Origin of the sequence: Actinomadura luzonensis (assembly GCF_022664455.2) — a bacterium.
Lineage (GTDB): Bacteria > Actinomycetota > Actinomycetes > Streptosporangiales > Streptosporangiaceae > Nonomuraea > Nonomuraea luzonensis.
Genome location: NZ_JAKRKC020000001.1, coordinates 1388521 through 1405299, shown reverse-complemented (window position 1 = coordinate 1405299; position 16779 = coordinate 1388521). Strand labels below are relative to the sequence as shown.

Sequence of the window (16779 nt, the reverse complement as noted above, 5' to 3'; positions counted from 1 at the left end):
ATAGCAAACCATCCGCCGGCCCCTGCCCCGGCCCGCGGGGCCCGTCCGCTGTTGCCTCCCGAGCCGCCCGGGCGGTATATGACATCGGATGCGGAACGGCAATGAGCACGCGGAGAGCGCCCTCCGCCTCGGACGGTGGCGCGGCGGCGTCCCGGCGCTGCTCGGCGTGGTGTCGATCGCCTGGGTCGTGCTGCTGGAGACGGCGTGGGCGGAGCACGCCGTCGCGCCGGGCCTCACCGGCTCCTTCGGCCTCGTCGCCCTGCTCGCGGCCTGGTGGGGGATGCGCCGCCCGGTCACCCCGGCCACCGCCCTCCGGCGCCTGGTGACCGCCGCGATCCTCTGGTACGCCCTCTACCTGCTGGTGGTCGGCCCGCTGGCCCGCTGGCACTTCGGCCCCTCGCTCCCCGCCTGGACGGCCACCGCCACCCTGCTGGCCACCCCGTTCTTCGTCGCCGCCCGGCGGGCCCGGCGCGATGGGTGGTGTGCCGGGTCAGGAGATGCCGGGCGGTGAGGTGGAGTCGCGGATGACGAGCTGGCAGGGCATCTTGTGGACGCCGGGCGTCGCCTTGCCGTCGATCGCGGCGAACAGGTGCTGGGCCGCCGTCCGGCCCAGTGACTCCAGGTTCATGTCCACGGTCGTCAGCGCCGGCCGGGTCTCGGTGGAGAGCACCTCCCAGTTGTCGTAGCCGACCACGGCGATGTCGTCGGGCACCCGCCGGCCCCGCTCCCTGGCGGCCTCGACGAAGCCGGCCGCGATCTGGTCGCTGCCGCAGAACACGGCGTCCACCTCGGGCTCGGACATGAGCAGCATCTCGGCGGCGTGCCGGCCCCAGCGCTGCGACCACGGGCCGGAGAGGGTCTGGCCGGTCTGCGGCAGGCCCGCCTCCTCCAGGGCGAGCCGCAGGCCCGCCTCGCGGTCGCGGGCGGCCTTGTAGTGGGCGGGCCCGGTGATGTGGGCGACGCGGCGGCGGCCGAGGGCGAGCAGGTGGCCGACGGCCATGGCGGCGGCGCCGACGTCGTCGGGCACGAACGAGACGTCCTCCGGGTCCTCCGACGGGCCGTAGGCGTAGACGACCGGTATGGGCAGGTCGGCGCTGACCGAGGGGCGCGGGTCGGTGCTCTCGCCCACCACGATGAGCCCGTCGACCCGGCGCGACAGCAGGGCGCGCAGGTGGTGCTGCTCGCGGATGGCGTCGCCGCGCGCGTCGCAGAGCAGCACGGCCATCTCCCCGGCGCCGAAGGCGTCCTCCGCGCCGAGCAGCACGGGGATGCCGAAGCGGCCCACGCTGTCGGAGGTGAGCAGGCCGACCGTGCGGGTCTGGCCGGACAGCAGCCCTCTGGCCAGGGCGTTCGGCTGGAAGGAGAGCTGGGCGGCGGCGGCGAGCACGCGCTCGCGCGTGGCGGCCCGTACGTCCTGCCGCCCGTTCAGCGCCTTGGACGCCGTGGCGATCGACACCCCCGCCAGCGAGGCCACATCGTTGATGGTCGCCCGCTTAGTCGCCATGTTTTGAAACCCTTTTCGGTCGGCTCGTCGGCCCCGTCATGAACTGCTAAGCAACCCTAGCACCCATTGACAGAGGTCCACGTTTCTTCTACGTTTCCGAAAACCTTTAAGTCCAGGAGCACATGATGAGACGAAGGCTGGCCGGGATCTCCCTCCTCGGCGTGTTAGCGCTCACGGCGGCGGCCTGCGGCAACGGCGGCGAGGGCGGCGGCACCCAGGCCGCGGCAGGCCCGGTGACGATCACCATGTGGACCCGCGCGGCCACCCAGACGCAGAGCGAGCGGCTGGTCCAGGAGTACAACAAGACCCACAAGAACCAGGTCAAGCTCACCGTCATCCCCACCGACAACTACCAGCCGCGCATCGCCGCCGCGGCCGGCGCCAGGCAGTTGCCCGACGTGTTCGCGGCCGACGTCATCTTCGTACCGAACTACACCTCCCAGGGCCTGTTCCTGGACGTCACCGACAGGATCGCCGCCCTGCCGTTCAAGGACAAGCTCGCGCCCTCGCACATGAAGCTGGGCACCCTCGACGGCCGCATGTACACGCTGCCGCACACCCTCGACCTGTCCGTCTGGTTCTGGAACAAGGACCTGTACGAGAAGGCCGGCCTCGACCCCGAGAAGGGCCCGAAGACGCTGAAGGAGTTCGCCCAGCAGGCCACCGCCGTGCAGGAGAAGCTGGGCAAGGACGGCAAGGTCCACGGCACCTTCTTCGGCGGCAACTGCGGCGGCTGCTACGTCTTCACCTTCTGGCCCTCGGTCTGGGCGGCCGGCGCCCAGGTCATGAACGACGAGGGCACCCAGTCGCTCAACGACCGGCCCGCGATGCTGGAGGTCTTCAAGATCTGGCGCGAGCTGTACGAGAAGAAGGCCACCGGCCCCACCGCCAAGGAGGAGCAGGGCCCGACCTGGACCGGCTTCTTCCCCAAGGGCGAGATCGGCGTCATGCCGATGCCCTCGACCACGCTCGGCCTGATGCCCAAGGACATGAGGATCGGCGTCACCCCCATCGCCGGCCCCGACGGCGGCGAGTCGACGTTCGTCGGCGGCGACTCCATCGGCATCGGCTCCACCACGAAGAACGCCGACGCCGCCTGGGAGTTCCTGTCCTGGACGGTCGGCGACCAGGCCCAGGTCGAGGTCATGGCCAAGAACAAGGACGTGCTCGCCCGCACCGACCTGGCGAGCAACAAGTACTCCGCCGAGGACCCGCGCGTGGTGCTGATCAACTCGCTGGTGGGCAAGGGCCGGACCCCGTACGCCCTGCGCTTCGGCCAGACCTACAACGACCCGCAGGGCCCGTGGCTGCGCTACGCCCGCGAGGCCGTCTTCGGCGACCCGGCCAAGCTGCCGCAGCTCAACGCCGAGATCACGAAGTCGCTGCAGCAATGACGCTGACGATCGACCGGGCCGGGCGGGCGGCGCGCTCCAGGCCGCCCGCCCGGTGGTGGCGGAGCAGGAAGGCCCAGGGCTGGCTGTACGCGGCCCCGACGGCCGTCATCGTGGGCGTGCTCTTCGTCGCGCCCCTGGTGCTGGTCGTGTGGATGTCGCTCAACCGGTGGCCCCTGCTCGGCAGCGCCACGTTCAACGCTCCGGACAACTACACGAAGATCCTGGACAACCCGCTCTTCGCCGACGCGGTGGTCTTCACGCTGAAGTACACCGTGCTCACCACCGTCCTGCTGTCGGCGGTGGCGCTCGGCCTGGCCCTGCTGGTGCAGGACCGCAGGCCCGGCATCGGCTTCTTCCGCACCGCGTTCTTCCTGCCCGGCGCGGTCGGCTTCGCCGCGGCGGCGCTGCTGTTCTACGGCATGCTCAACAACGACTTCGGCCCCATCGACCCGATGCTCCAGGCGATCGGCCTGACCCGCGAGCCGGTCAAGTGGATCGGCACCCCCAACATGGCGCTGTTCTCCACGATCACGCTGGTGATCTGGCGCTTCGCCGGGTTCAACATGCTGATCCTGCTCACCGGCCTGCAGGCCATCCCGACCGAGGTGTACGAGGCCGCCCGCAGCGACGGCGCGGGCCGCCGGCAGATCTTCACCAGGATCACCCTGCCGCTGCTGCGCCCGACGCTCGCCCTCATGCTCATCCTCAGCGTGACCGGCTCGCTGCTCGCCTTCGACCAGTTCTTCGTCTTCACCAACGGCGGCCCGGACAACAGCACGGTCTCCATGGTCATGGTCGTCTACCGGGACGCGTTCTTCCGCTTCGACCTCGGCGGCGCCGCGGCCATCTCGGTCGTGCTGCTCGCGGCCCTCGTCGGGCTCAACGCGTTCCTGATGCGGAGGTTGCGATGAGCAGGTACCTCACGTTGTCCGCGCTGGCGGTGCTGTTCCTGTTCCCGCTGGTGTGGAGCGGCTGGGCCTCGCTGGAGGACCCGTCCGACTACCTGGAGATGGCCCGCTTCGGCGAGGGCCTCGGCACGTACGCGACCAACAGCGTGCTGGTCGCCGCCATGACCGTGACCGGCACGTTGGTGGTCTCGGCGCTCGGCGGCTACGGCTTCGCCCGCTTCGACTTCCCCGGCAAGAACGTGTTGTTCCTGGCCACGCTGGCGATCCTCATGGTGCCGTACGCGACCGTCCTCATCCCGCTCTACGTGCTGCTCGGCCACCTCGGCCTGCAGAACAGCCTGGTCGGGCTGTCGCTGGTGTTCGTGATGTTCCAGCTGCCGTTCGCGCTGTTCATGATGCGCAACGCGTTCGAGGCGCTGCCGCGCGAGCTGGAGGAGGCGGCGCTGGTGGACGGCTGCGGCACATTCCTGGCGTTCACCAGGATCCTGCTGCACGCGGTGCGGCCGGCGTTGATCACGGTCGCCTTGTTCGCCTTCCTCGCCTCCTGGAACGACTTCTTCGCGCCGCTCATCCTGCTCAACGACGGCTCGTCGTTCACGCTGCCGGTGGCCGTGGTCAGCATGACGCAGCAGACGTTCGGCGCCATCGACTACGGCATGCTCCAGGCCGGCGTCATGGTCATGGCCATCCCCTGTCTCGTCCTGTTCATCGTGCTGCAGCGCCACTACGTGCGCGGATTCATGTCAGGAGCTCTGCGTGGCTAACCCCGTCCTGCCCTCCACGGGCGTCCTGTCCCCCCTCGGCCTCGACTCCGTACGTCTCGCGCCCGGCTTCTGGGGCGACCGGGTGGCGCTCAACCGCGAGGTCACGATCGGCCACTGCCTGGAATGGGACGAGCGCGAAGGCTGGATCCCCAACTTCCGGGGCGAGCGGCCGCGCCGGGGCCGGGAGTTCAGCGACTCGGAGGTCTACAAGCTGCTGGAGGCCATGGCCTGGGCCGGCCACCCGGCGCTGCCCGCGCTGGCCGAGACGGTGGCCCAGGCCCAGGAGGGCGACGGCTACCTCAACACCCGCTGGTCCGGCAGCCGCTACACCGACCTGGAGTGGGGGCACGAGCTGTACTGCTACGGCCACCTCATCCAGGCGGGCGTCGCCCGGCTGCGCACGCACGGCGAGGACACCCTGACCCGGGTCGCGACGCGGGCCGCCGACCACGTGTGCCGCCGCTTCATGGAGGGCACCGAGACCTGCGGCCACCCGGAGATCGAGATGGCGCTGGTCGAGCTGTACCGGGCGACGGGGGCCGAGCGCTACCTGGAGATGGCCCGCCGCTTCGTCGAGCGCCGCGGCCTGCCCGCGCTCGCCGAGATCCCGTTCGGCCGCGCCTACTACCAGGACGACCTGCCGGTCCGGCAGGCCCAGGTGTTCCGCGGGCACGCCGTGCGCGCGCTGTACCTGGCCTCGGGCGTGGTGGACGTGGCGATCGAGACCGGCGACGAGGAGCTGCTGAAGACCGTCGAGGCGCAGTGGGAGCGCACGATCGCGCGGCGCACCCACCTGACCGGCGGCATGGGCTCGCGGCACGCCGACGAGTCCTTCGGCGAGGACTACGAGCTGCCGCCGGACCGCGCCTACAACGAGACCTGCGCGAGCATCGCCTCGATCATGCTGGCGCACCGGCTGCTGCTGGCCACCGGCGACGTCCGCTACGCCGACCTGACCGAGCGCACCCTGTACAACATGCTGGCCACCGGCCTCGCGCTGGACGGCCGCTCGTTCTTCTACGCCAACCCGCTCCAGGTACGGGTGCCGGCCGTGCCGCTCGACGGCGTGAATCACGCGCCGGAGGGCGGGCTGCGCTCGCCCTGGTTCGACGTCTCGTGCTGCCCGCACAACATCGCCCGCACGCTGGCCTCGCTGCCCGCCTACGTGGCCACGGCCACCGCGGACGGCATCCAGATCCACCACCCGACGCCGGCCGAGATCCGGCACGGCCGCCTCGCGGTCCGGGTGGAGACCGGCTACCCGTGGGACGGCGCGGTGACCGTCCGGGTGCTGGAGGGCGGCATGGGCCGGATCGCGCTGCGCGTCCCGGCCTGGGCGGCGGGCGCGAGGCTCGCGCGCGGCGGCGCGGTGCGCGAGGTCGCCCCCGGCTACGCGAGCGCGGACGGGCCCTGGCGGGCCGGCGACGAGCTGCGCCTGGAGCTGCCGATGACGCCGCGCTGGACCTACCCCGACCGGCGCATCGACGCGCTGCGCGGCAGCGCGGCCGTCGAGCGCGGGCCGCTGGTGTACTGCGCCGAGTCGGTGGCCGACGAGCCGCCGCTCGGCGACCTCACCGCCCGCGTCGCGCCGCCCGTGGAGCACCACGTGGACGGCGTGGTCGAGCTGGAGGTGGCCGCGGCGCTGGGCGGCGGCGAGCCGCGCTCCTGGCCGTACGGCGCCGCCCCGGACGGGCGTCCCTCGGGTGCGGACGCCGGGCTGCGGCTGGTGCCCTACCACCGCTGGGGCAACCGGGGGCCCGCCACCATGCGCGTCTGGCTGCCGATCGGCTGAGGGGGACACGGAGCCGGCGGGCGCGGCCGGGCCGCGTGACAACCGTCCGACAGCGCTTATATTGGCTACCCGAATCCGGGGAGCGGAGAAGCGGAGAGCGCATGGCCGGCCAACTCGCCGACGACATCGGCAAAGCCACGCCGGCCCGCGTGCTCGCCATGACCATGGCGGCCGTGTCGCCGGTGCTCGGCGTCGTCTCCTGGCTGGTGTGGGCCGGGCTGCCGGCCGAGTGGACGCCGGAGCGCACGATCTCGCCGCAGTCGGCGGTCGCCCTGACCTTCCCGGCCGTGGGCGCGTTCCTGATCGTGCACCGGCCGCGGCTCAACATGGCCTGGCTCATGAGCGCGGGCGGGCTCGCCGCGGCGCTCAGCGACCTGGCGAACGCGCTGATGTTCCGCGCCGCCGCCGCCGGGGACATGACGCTGGCCGGCTGGCTGCGGCTGCCGGCCAACCTCGGCTGGGCGGTGTGCGGGCTCACGCTGACGATGCTGCTGCCGCTGTACTCGCCCGACGGGCGGCTGCCGTCGCCGCGCTGGCGGCCCGCCCTGCTGCTCGGCTGGGCGGCCATCACGATCACGTTCGTCCGCAACACCTTCAGGGAGCCGCCGCCGCCCGGCGGGTACCCGTACCCGGAGGTCATCCCCAACCCGCTGGCGGTCGAGGCGCTGACCCCGTACACCGGCGTGTTGTCGGCGGTGGGCTGGACCGGCATCTACACGGCGATGGCGCTGGCCGCGCTGTCGCTGGCGGTCCGGCTGCGGCGGGCCGGCCCCGAGCTGCGCCGGCAGATCGGCTGGCCGCTGCTGGCCTTCGCCGGGTACATCGTGTTCCTGGTCGCGGCGGCCTTCACCGAGGGCCTGCTGTGGGCGGCGGTCGTGTGGGCGGCGGCCATCCCGTTCGCGGTGGCGTTCTCGGTGATGCGCTACCGGCTCTACGGCATCGACACCGTGATCAGCCGCGCCTTCGTGGCGGCCGGGCTGGTCGCCGTGGTCAGCGCCGTGTACTTCGGCGCCGGCGCGCTGTCCGGGCTGGTCGTCTCCGGCTACGGGCAGGTCGCCGGGGTGGCGGCCGCGCTGTTCGCCGGGGCGTTCTTCCAGCCGCTGCGCCGGGTGCTCCAGCGGGCCGTGGACCGGCTGCTGTACGGGGCCGTCGGCGACCCGGCCGTGCTCGCCGAACGCCTCACCCAGGCAGTCCGGCGCGGCGACCCCGCCAAGGCGCTGACCTCGGTCGTCGGCGTGCTGCGCGACGGGCTCGCGGTCGAGGGCGTCGCCGTCGAGGTCGCCGACGGCGAGCCCCGCTACGTCGAGAGCGGCCGGGTCGGCGACCACCCGCGCGAGGTGCCGCTGATCTGGCACGGCGAGCGCGTCGGCCGGCTGCTGGTCGGGCCGCCGGGGCCGCGCCGCTTCCCGGCCGCGCACAACGAGCGGGTGCTCGCCACGCTCACCCCGTACGCGGCCGACGTCGCGCACGCCGTGCGGATGGCCGCCGACCTGCAACGCTCGCGCGAGCGCATCCTCACCACCCGCGAGGAGGAACGCCGCCGGCTGCGCCGCGACCTGCACGACGGGCTCGGCCAGACCTTGTCCGCCATGGCCATGACGATCAACATGGCCCGGATCAGCCTCAAGAACGCCCCCGAGACCGCCGACGAGCTGCTGCGCGAGCTGCACAACGGCATGGCCGCCGTCACCGGCGACATCCGCGAGCTGGTCTACGGCCTGCGCCCGCCCGCCCTCGACGACCTCGGCCTGGCGCGGGCGGTGCGCGACCTCGCCGGGCACACGGCGGTCGAGGTGGAGGTCGAGGGCGACCTCGGCGACCTGCCCGCCGCCGTCGAGGTGGCCGTCTACCGGATCGTCCAGGAGGCGCTGACGAACGTGCGCAAGCACGCGGCGGCCTCCAACGCCCGGGTGGTGCTGCAACGCGAGCGGTCGGTGCTGCGGGTGCTCGTCGCCGACGACGGCAAGGGGCTGCCGGAGAGCGTCCGGTCCGGGGTGGGCCTCGGGTCGATGCGGGAGCGGGCGGCCGAGCTGGGCGGCATCTGCGTGGTCAGCGGCGAGCCCGGCGCGGGCACCCGGGTCGAGGTCATGCTGCCGCTCACGGGCACCCCGTCCGAGGCGCTGACCTGAGCTTCCGCTCATGGGGGTCGCGGGGTCCGGCATTGGCGGGGCCCGGCCGGACACCGCATAGTGGCGGCATGCACCGAACGTCCCTGCGGGTCGCGGTCATCGGCGACCGCGACCCGGCCTTCCGCCCGCACGCGGCCACCGACGACGCCCTGGCGCACGCCGCCGCCCATCTCGGCGTCGAGCTGGACGTGCGCTGGCTGCCCACCGAACCGCTGGCGTCCGGCCTCGCCGAGGTGGCGGCCGCCGACGTGTTGTGGTGCGCGCCCGGCAGCCCGTACCGGAGCCTGGCCGGCGCGCTCGCCGCCCTCCGGCACGGGCGCGAGCACGGCGTCCCCACCCTGGGGACGTGCGGCGGCTGCCAGCACATGATCATCGAGTACGCCCGCCACGTGCTCGGTTACGCCGACGCCCAGCACGCCGAGTACGACCCGTACGCCTCCACGCTCTTCGTCTCCGAGCTGACCTGCTCCCTCGCCGGCAAGACCCTGCCGGTGACCCTGACCCCCGGCTCCCGGGCGGCCGCCCTCTACGGGCGCGGCGAGACGGACGAGGAGTACTACTGCGACTTCGGCCTCGACCCCGCCCGGCAGGGGCTGCTGCACGAGGGCGGCTTCCTGGTGACCGGCGTGGACGCCGACGGCGAGGCCCGGGTGCTGGAGCTGCCCGGCCACCCGTACTACGTGGCCACCCTGTTCGTGCCCCAGACCCGCTCTCGGCCCGGCGCGCCGCACCCGCTGGTCACCGGCCTGCTGCGGGCGGCGCTGTGACGTTCACCCAGCTCAGGATCCTGTGCGCGGTCGCGAGGACCGGCAACATGACCCGCGCCGCCGCGGAGCCGGCCACCACCCAGTCCGCCGTCAGCCACGCGCTGCGCCGCGCTCCCGCGGGTGCGGCAGGCCGTCATGGAGGGGTCGGACGGCGAGGTGCTGGAGTGGCTGGAGACCGGCGCGGCCGACGTCGCCGTCCTGGCCGCCGGGCCGCCCCTCGCCGGGCTCACCGCGCGGACCCTCGCCGCCGACCGGATGCTGGCCGTGCTGCCCAGCGGGCACCCGCTCGGCGTCCGCGTGTCGGTGCCGGTGGAGGAGCTGGCGCGGCACCCGTTCATCATGTCGAGCGGCGGGTGCGAACCGCTGATCACGGCGCTCGCGGAGGCGGCCGGGGCCTCGCTGAAGTGCCACTACCGGGTGCGCGAGACCGGCACCATCCTCGCCATGGTCGCCGAAGGGCTGGGGGTGAGCGTCGTCCCCGAGCTGTCGCTGCCCGCCCAGGTGACGGGCGTGCACGCGGTACCGCTCGACCCCGCCGCCGCCCGCACCGTCCTCCTCACCCTTCCCCCCGACCCCCTCCCCACCGCGATCGCCTTCGCCCACCTCGCCACCCCTGGCGACGACGTGCCGGGACGCCCACCCCACCGCGACGCCCGTCTCTCAGGGAGACCCGCCTCGCAGGGACGCCCGTCTCCCTGAGACGCCAGCCCCCGCAGGGACGCCGACCCCCTCAAAGGAGCCCCCGCCCTCGGAGGCGGAAAGGGACGTCCGTTCGAGGAGCCCTCCCGCTCCCTCGAAAGGGGAGGGCCACTCGCACGGGACGGGTCAGGAGGTGGCGCAGGTGTAGGAGGAGACGGTGGACGTGTTGCCGGACGGCCGGCTGACCTGGTAGCCGAAGCTGGTGGAGGCGTTCGGCGCCAGCGTCCCGTTGTAGCCGGCGTTCTTGGCCGTGACGGTCTGGCCGCTGACGCTCACCGTGGCGTTCCACGAGCCGGCGAGGGTGTGGCCGGCGGGCAGGGTGAAGGTGACGGTCCAGCCGGTGGTGGCGGAGGTGCCGGTGTTGGTGACGGTGACGGGCTGCACGACGTAGCCGCCGCCCCACTGGCTCTGGACGGTGCCGGCCGCCGTGCAGCCGCCGCCCGGGTTCCCGCCGCCGCTCAGGGTGGTGAACGTGGTCGCCGCGGAGTTGAGCGAGGGGTTGCCGGCGACGTCGCGGGCGCGTACGTACACCTGGTACTGGGTGTTGGCCGTCAGCCCGGTCAGGGTGATGGAGTTGGTCGCGGTCGTGCCGAGCAGCGGGTCGGTGGCGCCCTGCTCGCGGTAGACGTCGTAGGCCGCGACGCCGGAGCCGCCGGTGTCGGTGGAGGCCGTCCAGGTGAGGGTGGCGCCGGAGGCGGTGATGTTCGCGGCCGACGGCGTGCCGGGCGTGGTCGGCGGGGTCACGTCGGGGCTGCCGCCGCTGAAGAACGTGGCCTCGCGCGAGGTGGCGGCGATGCCGTTGGCGCCGTTGAAGATGCGCTGGCCCCAGGAGGTGAGGGCGTTCGGGTCGAAGTTGGTGACCATGTCGAGGTATTCGACGCCGCCGCCGTTGCCGCTCCACGACCAGCCGATGTAGCCGACGCCGCGCTGCTGCGCCTGGGCCATGATCGTGTCCTCGTCGGGGTCGCCGTCGGAGTGGTTGAACCCGAACTCGCCGATGACCAGCGGCAGCCCGGCGTTCTTGAAGGCGTCCAGGTAGGCGTTGATCTCGGCGGCCGTGTCGAAGACGCCGTACATGTGGATGGAGAACACGGTGTTGTGCTGGGTGTCGGCGGCGGCGACCGCGGCGGCGTTGTCGCGCATGGTGAACTGCCAGTCCTGGCCCCAGTTGGGCGCGTCGACCATGAGCAGGTGCTGGAAGCCGAGTCCGCGCATGCGGGTGATGGCCGAGGTGGTGGCGCTGGTCCAGGCGGAGACGTTGTTGTTGCCGTAGGGCTCGTTGCCGATGTTGATGACGATGAAGTCCTCGGTGCCGGTGAGCGCGCTCTTCACGCTGTTCCAGTACGTGACGGCCTGGTCGAGCGTGTACGCGCCGCTCTGCTCGCCGTACCCGGTGGTGTCGTGGTTTTCGAGCACGCATATTAACCGGTTCTGCTTGCAGAGCGCGACGACGTTGGCCACGTCGGAGGTGGAGTTCGGCGTCCACCGGCCGCCGCTCAGCACCACGCGCACGGTGTTGGCCTTCAGCGCCTTGATGTTGGCGAAGGAGCTCGTCTGGCTGGCGTACCAGGTATGGGCGTGGCTGACGCCGCGCATCACGAACGCGTTCCCGTTGGCTTCCACGATCTTGGTGCCGCTGACCCGCAGCCCGACCGCGGCGTGCGCGGGGGCCGGGACGGCGAGCATCGAGACGAGGAGCGACAGGAGCGCCGCAGCCACGAGCCCGAGGGGTCTGCTCATGAGGGTCCCTTCTCCAGTGTTAACCGGTTAGGCAAACACGGTGGGGGCAAACCGCCCGCATGTACAGCAATCTGCGGAGAAGCCGGCGAATGCGCTGGACGCCGCTGAAACTTTCAGCGCAGCGTGGGCAGCCCGGCGGCGAGCGCCCGCAGCGCGCGGACGAGCGTGGGCAGGAAGGGCGGGCACGTGGCGGCCAGCTCGGGGTCCTGCGCGTAGACCTGGGCGAGAGTGGGGGAGGGGTTGGCGGCCGGGTAGAGCATCCCGGCGAGACCGGCGGCGGCGCCCACCAGCTCGGCGGCCTCGGTGGGCGTCAGCCCGGCCGCCGGCGCGACGCGCGCGCCCAGCTCGGCGATCAGCCCGACCACCGTGCGCTTGAAGGCGTGCGCGGCCGGGACGGAGACGTTGTGCTCCAGGGTGGTGGAGTTGTGGCTGAGCAGGTCGCAGAAGAGCGGGCGCGCCACCAGCGTCTCCGCGAGAGCCGTCACGGCCTCCGCCGCGTCAGGGCGGGGGCCGGGGAGCAGGCGGTCGGCGACGGCCGCCGCCCACGCGTGCCACTCCTCGGTGAGCAACTGGAGGTAGATCTCCTCCCGGGTGCCGAAATAGCGCACGATGTTGGACTTCGCCAGGCCGACCGCTTCCGCCACCGCGCCCAGGCTGACGTTGCGCACGCCGGAGGCGGCGGCGAGCTCGCGGGCGGCGTCGAGGATGGCCTGGCGTCGCTGCTCCTTGTGCTCGGGCCGGCGGGCCCGGAGGAAAGCCGATCGTGTCATGTCGGTGCCAGCATACGGCGCGACTCGCCCGAGGTTAAAAGAACAGCGTTCTCTTGTTAAGCGGACGCCGTTCTGTTAGCGTCCGGACCGTGACCGAGATACGGATGCGGGTGAACGGCTCCGACGAGAAACTCGACGTCGAGCCCTGGGTGAGCCTGGCGGACCTGCTGCGCGACCGGCTGGGCCTGACCGGCGTGAAGAAGGGCTGCGACCAGGGCGCGTGCGGCGCGTGCACGGTCCTCGCCGACGGGATGCGGATCAACTCCTGCCTCGCGCTGGCCGTCCAGTACGCCGGCAAGGAGATCACCACCGTCGAGGGGGTGACCCCGCACCCCCTCCAGGAGGCGTTCGTCCGCCACGACGGCCTTCAGTGCGGCTACTGCACGCCGGGCCAGATCTGCTCGGCCATCGGCCTGCTGGCCGAGCAGGACGACCCCGCCACCCTGGACGAGGCCGCGATCAGGGAGCGGATGAGCGGCAACCTGTGCCGCTGCGGCGCCTACAACGGCATCGTCGCCGCGATCACCGAGGTGGCCCGGTCGTGAAGCCCTTCGCCTACCTGAAGCCCGCCGACGTCGACGAGGCCGTGCGCGCCGTCGCCGGCGGCCCCGGCGTGAAGTTCCTCGGCGGCGGCACCAACCTGGTCGACCTCATGCGCGAGGGCATCGAGCGCCCCGACACCGTCGTGGACCTCGCCGCGCTGCCCCTCGACGAGGTGCACGACCTGCCCGGCGGCGGCCTCCGCGTCGGCGCGCTGGTGCGCAACAGCGCGCTCGCCGCCGACCGGCGGGTGGCGGCCCGCTACCCGGTGCTGGCCGAGGCGATCCTGGCCGGGGCCTCGGCGCAGCTCCGCAACATGGCGACCGTGGGCGGCAACCTGCTCCAGCGCACCCGGTGCCCCTACTTCTACGACCGCGAGGCGGCCTGCAACAAGCGCGAGCCGGGTGCCGGCTGCGACGCCTTCGGCGGCTTCAACCGCTCGCACGCCATCCTCGGCGTGAGCGGGAGCTGCATCGCCACGCACCCGTCCGACCTGTGCGTCGCGCTGGCCGCCCTCGACGCCGTCGTGGAGGCCCGCAGCGTGCGCGGCGTGCGGCGGATCCCGTTCACCGAGTTCCACCTGCCGCCCGGCGACACGCCGCACGTGGAGACCGTGCTGGCCGCCGACGAGCTGATCACGGCGGTCGAGCTGCCGCCCCCGCCCGCGCCCTCCCGTTACCGCAAGGTCCGCGACCGGGCGTCGTACGCGTTCGCGCTGGTCTCCGTCGCCGCCGCGCTGGAGGTGCGGGACGGGACGGTGACCGGGGTCCGGCTGGCGCTCGGCGGCGTGGCGACCGTGCCGTGGCGGGCCAGGGAGGCCGAGCGGCTGCTGCTCGGCGGGCCGGCCGGCGAGGAGGCGTTCCGGCGGGCGGCCGAGGCCGAGCTGGCGCCCGCCGCCGTCCTTCCCGGCAACGCGTTCAAGTCCCGCCTGGCCCGCGCCACGATCACGGCCACGCTGCGCGACCTGATGGAGGAGACGGCATGACCACCACCGCCGAACGGACGACCGGCGCCGAGAAGTACGTCGGGCAGCCCGTCGACCGCCGCGACGGCCGGGCCAAGGTCACCGGCGAGGCCCGCTTCGCCGCCGAGCACCCCTACCCCGGCCTGGCGCACGCCGCCCTCGTGCCCGCCGCGATCGCGCGCGGCCGGATCACCGCGATCGACACGGCGGCGGCCAGGGCGGTCCCCGGCGTGATCGAGGTGCTCACCCACGAGAACGCCGCGCCCATGAAGCCGCCGCGCGCGTTCACCCCGCTCGACCTCAGCACGTTCGTCTCGGCCACGTCCGTCAACTACCTGGCCACCGACGAGGTGCACTGGAACGGCCAGCCGGTCGCGGTCGTGGTCGCCGAGACGCCGCAGGCCGCCGGGTACGCGGCGACGCTGGTGCGGCCCGCGTACCAGGAGCTGCCCGCCGTGGTGGACTTCGCCGCCGAGGAGCCGAACGCGGTGCCGCAGAAGGGCAACCTGCTCCAGGAGGCCACGGCCGACAAGGGCGACGCCCTGGCGGCGCTGGCGGCCGCCCCGGTCAAGGTGGACCTGCGGTTCACCACGCCGCCGTACCACCACAACGCCATCGAGCCGCACGCCACCACCGCCGTCTGGGACGGCGACCGGCTGACCGTGCACGAGAGCACGCAGAACATCGCGTGGCTGCGCAAGCACCTCGCGCAGCGGTTCGAGGTGCCCGAGCGGAACGTGCGGGTGTTGTCGCCGTACGTCGGCGGCGGGTTCGGCGGCAAGGCGATGGTGTGGGCGGGAACCCTGCTCGCGGTGCTGGCCGCGCGGGCCGTCGGCCGCCCGGTGCGGCTGGCGCTCAGCCGGGCCGCCGTCTACCGGACGGTCGGCGGGCGCACCCCGAGCACGCAGCGGGTCGCGCTCGGCGCGGACGCGGACGGCCGCCTCACGGCGATCGTGCACACCAGCGTCTCCAGGACCGGACGGGTCGGCGGCATGCCGGAGCCGATCACCTCCGCCACCCGGCACCTGTACGCCGCCCCGAACATCCACCTGCGCCAGCACCTCGTCCAGCTCGACCTGGTGTCCAACACCGCCATGCGCGCCCCCGGCGAGGCCATCGGCACGTTCGCGCTGGAGTCCGCCGTGGACGAGCTGGCCTGGCAGCTCGGCCTCGACCCGATCGAGCTGCGAATGCGCAACGAGCCCGAGCGCGACCCGGTGGACGGCAAGCGGTTCACCCGGCGGCTGGTGCGGGAGGCGTACGCGCTCGGGGCCGAGCGGTTCGGCTGGAGCGGGCGCGAGCCGCGCGCCGGGGCCATGCGGGACGGCCGGTGGCTGGTCGGCATGGGGGTCGCGACGGCCTACCACCCGTCGATGGTGCTGGCCGCGAGCGCCACCGTGCGGCTCGACGCGGCCGGCCGGGTCGTGGTGCGCTGCGGCATGCAGGAGATGGGCATGGGCGCGACGACCGTGCAGGCCCAGATCGCCGCCGACGAGCTGGGCGTGCCGCTGTCGTCGGTACGCGTCGAGTACGGCGACTCCGACCTGCCCGACAGCCCCGGCGCGGGCGGCTCGATGCAGACCGCGAGCGTCGCCGCCGCCGTGCTGGCCGCCTGCGACAAGCTGAAGCGTTCGGTGCTCGCCCTGGCCAGGCGCGCCCCCGGCTCGCCGCTGCGCGGGCAGCGGATCTCCCGGGTGGTGGCCCGCGACGGCGGGCTGTTCCACGGCGCGGCGGGGGAGACGTACGCCGCGATCCTCGCGCGGGCCGGCCGCGAGCACGTGACGGCCGAGGTCAAGGCCAACATGCCGGTCCTGCTCGCGCGGACCCTGCTGGAGCGCAGGCGGTGGGTGAAGGCGGCGTGCGGCGCGCACTTCTGCGAGGTGCGGGTGGACGCCGACACCGGCGAGGTGCGGGTCTCGCGCTGGCTCGGCGTCTTCGACGTCGGCCGGGTGATCAACGCCAAGACGGCGGCGAGCCAGCTCAGGGGCGGGATCGTGATGGGGCTCGGCATGGCGCTGGCGGAGGAGACGCTGGTCGATCCGCGTACCGGGCGGATCGTGAACCCGGGCCTCGCCGACTACCACGTCCCCGTGCACGCCGACGTGCCCCGCATCGACGTGCACTACCTGGACGAGCCGGACCCGAGGATGCCGCTCGGCCTGGTCGGCATCGGCGAGGTGAGCATCGCCGGGGTGGCCGCGGCGGTCGCGAACGCCGTGCGGCACGCCACCGGCAAGCGGGTCCTCGACCTGCCGATCACGCTGGACAAGGTGCTGTGAGCGCGGCGGCGGCCCGCGCCGCCGCCGCGGCCCGCTCCGGGGTCTCGACCATGGCGACGGCGGTGGCCCCGTCGATCAGCACGAGCAGCTGCTCGGCGCGCAGGTCGGGGTCCGCCGCGCCGGCCTCGGCGGCCAGGCCGCGCAGGTAGTCGCGCAGCCGCCGCTTGTGCCGGCGGACGGCGTCGCGGACGGCCGCGGACTCGGCGCCGAGCTCGCCGTAGGCGTTGACGAAGCCGCAGCCGCGGAAGCCGTCCTCGCCGAACCACCGCTCCAGCCAGTCGAACACGGCGGGGATCTTGTCGGGGCGGGCGGCGACGTAGCCGGTCAGCGAGGACATCCAGCGCTCGTCCCGCCGCTCCAGGTACGCCACCACCAGCGCCTCCTTCGACGGGTAGCACTGGTAGAGCCGCTTGAGCGACACGCCGGAGGCGGCGCGGACCTCGTCCATGCCGACCGCGCGGACGCCGCGCCGGTAGAACAGCTCGGCGGCCGCGGCGAGGACCCGCTCGGCGTGTTCCATGACCCCTCC

At 73.3% G+C, this 16779-nt stretch carries 14 protein-coding genes and 2 pseudogenes; 12 read left to right on the top strand and 4 right to left on the bottom strand.

What is annotated here, in order from left to right; all coding sequences use genetic code 11:
- Nucleotides 1–88 precede the first annotated feature (88 nt).
- Nucleotides 89–511, top strand: a complete 423-nt coding sequence (locus MF672_RS06665) for a hypothetical protein (protein ID WP_242374798.1) — start codon at nt 89–91, stop codon at nt 509–511.
- On the opposite strand, the gene MF672_RS06660 is transcribed toward MF672_RS06665, so the two are convergent.
- A complete protein-coding gene (locus MF672_RS06660; protein WP_242374799.1) occupies nt 491–1504 on the bottom strand; it encodes a LacI family DNA-binding transcriptional regulator in 1014 nt (337 codons plus the stop codon). The two genes, MF672_RS06665 and MF672_RS06660, sit on opposite strands and share 21 nt — an antisense overlap.
- Nucleotides 1505–1629: 125 nt before the next feature.
- On the opposite strand from MF672_RS06660, the gene MF672_RS06655 reads away from it, so the two are divergent.
- The 8 genes and pseudogenes from MF672_RS06655 to MF672_RS06625 all read left to right on the top strand — a co-directional run.
- The gene (locus MF672_RS06655; RefSeq protein WP_242374800.1) at nt 1630–2898 is read left to right on the top strand and encodes an ABC transporter substrate-binding protein; all 1269 of its coding nucleotides are present in this window, start codon (nt 1630–1632) and stop codon (nt 2896–2898) included.
- Nucleotides 2895–3809 carry a carbohydrate ABC transporter permease gene (locus tag MF672_RS06650; protein WP_242374801.1) on the top strand — a complete coding sequence of 305 codons (915 nt, stop codon included), beginning with the start codon at nt 2895–2897 and terminating at the stop codon, nt 3807–3809. The genes MF672_RS06655 and MF672_RS06650 overlap by 4 nt, the downstream gene beginning before the upstream one ends.
- Entirely contained in the window at nt 3806–4570 is a 765-nt protein-coding gene (locus MF672_RS06645; protein WP_242374802.1) for a carbohydrate ABC transporter permease, read from the top strand. Before MF672_RS06650 ends, MF672_RS06645 begins: the two co-directional genes overlap by 4 nt.
- On the top strand, nt 4563–6362 hold the full coding sequence (locus tag MF672_RS06640) for a glycoside hydrolase family 127 protein (RefSeq protein ID WP_242374803.1): 1800 nt from the start codon (nt 4563–4565) through the stop codon (nt 6360–6362). Before MF672_RS06645 ends, MF672_RS06640 begins: the two co-directional genes overlap by 8 nt.
- 101 nt (nt 6363–6463) lie before the next feature.
- Nucleotides 6464–8491 (top strand): sensor histidine kinase, encoded by a 2028-nt coding sequence (locus tag MF672_RS06635; RefSeq protein ID WP_242374804.1) that lies wholly within the window; start codon nt 6464–6466, stop codon nt 8489–8491.
- Between the two features lie 68 nt (nt 8492–8559).
- Nucleotides 8560–9258, top strand: coding sequence for a CTP synthase C-terminal region-related (seleno)protein (locus MF672_RS06630; RefSeq protein WP_242374805.1), 699 nt, complete (start codon nt 8560–8562; stop codon nt 9256–9258).
- A pseudogene (locus MF672_RS52055) lies at nt 9255–9356 on the top strand (LysR family transcriptional regulator); the annotation flags it as partial. The gene MF672_RS06630 and the pseudogene MF672_RS52055, both read left to right, overlap by 4 nt.
- Nucleotides 9357–9375: 19 nt before the next feature.
- Nucleotides 9376–9957 (top strand): annotated as a pseudogene (locus tag MF672_RS06625) (LysR family transcriptional regulator substrate-binding protein); the annotation flags it as partial.
- 126 nt (nt 9958–10083) lie between these two features.
- Here MF672_RS06625 and MF672_RS06620 read toward each other — a convergent pair.
- Together MF672_RS06620 and MF672_RS06615 are read right to left on the bottom strand one after the other, a co-directional pair.
- Nucleotides 10084–11697, bottom strand: coding sequence for a cellulase family glycosylhydrolase (locus MF672_RS06620; protein WP_242374807.1), 1614 nt, complete (start codon nt 11695–11697; stop codon nt 10084–10086).
- 113 nt (nt 11698–11810) lie between these two features.
- Complete coding sequence (locus MF672_RS06615; RefSeq protein ID WP_242374808.1) at nt 11811–12467, bottom strand: TetR/AcrR family transcriptional regulator; 657 nt, start codon at nt 12465–12467, stop codon at nt 11811–11813.
- A gap of 104 nt (nt 12468–12571) precedes the next feature.
- Between MF672_RS06615 and MF672_RS06610 the strand changes: the two genes are divergently transcribed.
- The 3 genes from MF672_RS06610 to MF672_RS06600 are packed head-to-tail and all read left to right on the top strand — an operon-like array spanning nt 12572 to nt 16250.
- The gene (locus MF672_RS06610) at nt 12572–13012 is read left to right on the top strand and encodes a (2Fe-2S)-binding protein (RefSeq protein ID WP_242374840.1); all 441 of its coding nucleotides are present in this window, start codon (nt 12572–12574) and stop codon (nt 13010–13012) included.
- Nucleotides 13009–13992: an FAD binding domain-containing protein gene (locus MF672_RS06605; protein WP_242374809.1), complete on the top strand. Its 984-nt coding sequence runs from the start codon at nt 13009–13011 to the stop codon at nt 13990–13992. Before MF672_RS06610 ends, MF672_RS06605 begins: the two co-directional genes overlap by 4 nt.
- On the top strand, nt 13989–16250 hold the full coding sequence (locus tag MF672_RS06600; protein ID WP_242374810.1) for a xanthine dehydrogenase family protein molybdopterin-binding subunit: 2262 nt from the start codon (nt 13989–13991) through the stop codon (nt 16248–16250). The genes MF672_RS06605 and MF672_RS06600 overlap by 4 nt, the downstream gene beginning before the upstream one ends.
- Here the strand turns inward: MF672_RS06600 and MF672_RS06595 are convergent.
- Nucleotides 16228–16770 (bottom strand): TetR/AcrR family transcriptional regulator, encoded by a 543-nt coding sequence (locus tag MF672_RS06595; protein WP_242374811.1) that lies wholly within the window; start codon nt 16768–16770, stop codon nt 16228–16230. The genes MF672_RS06600 and MF672_RS06595 overlap by 23 nt on opposite strands.
- Nucleotides 16771–16779: the final 9 nt, after the last annotated feature.

Coding starts and splice junctions, on each gene's coding strand:
- MF672_RS06630 (WP_242374805.1), top strand. CDS start 8,560: ATGCACCGAACGTCCCTGCGGGTCGCGGTCATCGGCGACCGCGACCCG.
- MF672_RS06660 (WP_242374799.1), bottom strand. CDS start 1,504: ATGGCGACTAAGCGGGCGACCATCAACGATGTGGCCTCGCTGGCGGGG.
- MF672_RS06650 (WP_242374801.1), top strand. CDS start 2,895: ATGACGCTGACGATCGACCGGGCCGGGCGGGCGGCGCGCTCCAGGCCG.
- MF672_RS06665 (WP_242374798.1), top strand. CDS start 89: ATGCGGAACGGCAATGAGCACGCGGAGAGCGCCCTCCGCCTCGGACGG.
- MF672_RS06615 (WP_242374808.1), bottom strand. CDS start 12,467: ATGACACGATCGGCTTTCCTCCGGGCCCGCCGGCCCGAGCACAAGGAG.
- MF672_RS06635 (WP_242374804.1), top strand. CDS start 6,464: ATGGCCGGCCAACTCGCCGACGACATCGGCAAAGCCACGCCGGCCCGC.
- MF672_RS06620 (WP_242374807.1), bottom strand. CDS start 11,697: ATGAGCAGACCCCTCGGGCTCGTGGCTGCGGCGCTCCTGTCGCTCCTC.
- MF672_RS06645 (WP_242374802.1), top strand. CDS start 3,806: ATGAGCAGGTACCTCACGTTGTCCGCGCTGGCGGTGCTGTTCCTGTTC.
- MF672_RS06595 (WP_242374811.1), bottom strand. CDS start 16,770: ATGGAACACGCCGAGCGGGTCCTCGCCGCGGCCGCCGAGCTGTTCTAC.
- MF672_RS06655 (WP_242374800.1), top strand. CDS start 1,630: ATGAGACGAAGGCTGGCCGGGATCTCCCTCCTCGGCGTGTTAGCGCTC.
- MF672_RS06600 (WP_242374810.1), top strand. CDS start 13,989: ATGACCACCACCGCCGAACGGACGACCGGCGCCGAGAAGTACGTCGGG.
- MF672_RS06610 (WP_242374840.1), top strand. CDS start 12,572: ATGCGGGTGAACGGCTCCGACGAGAAACTCGACGTCGAGCCCTGGGTG.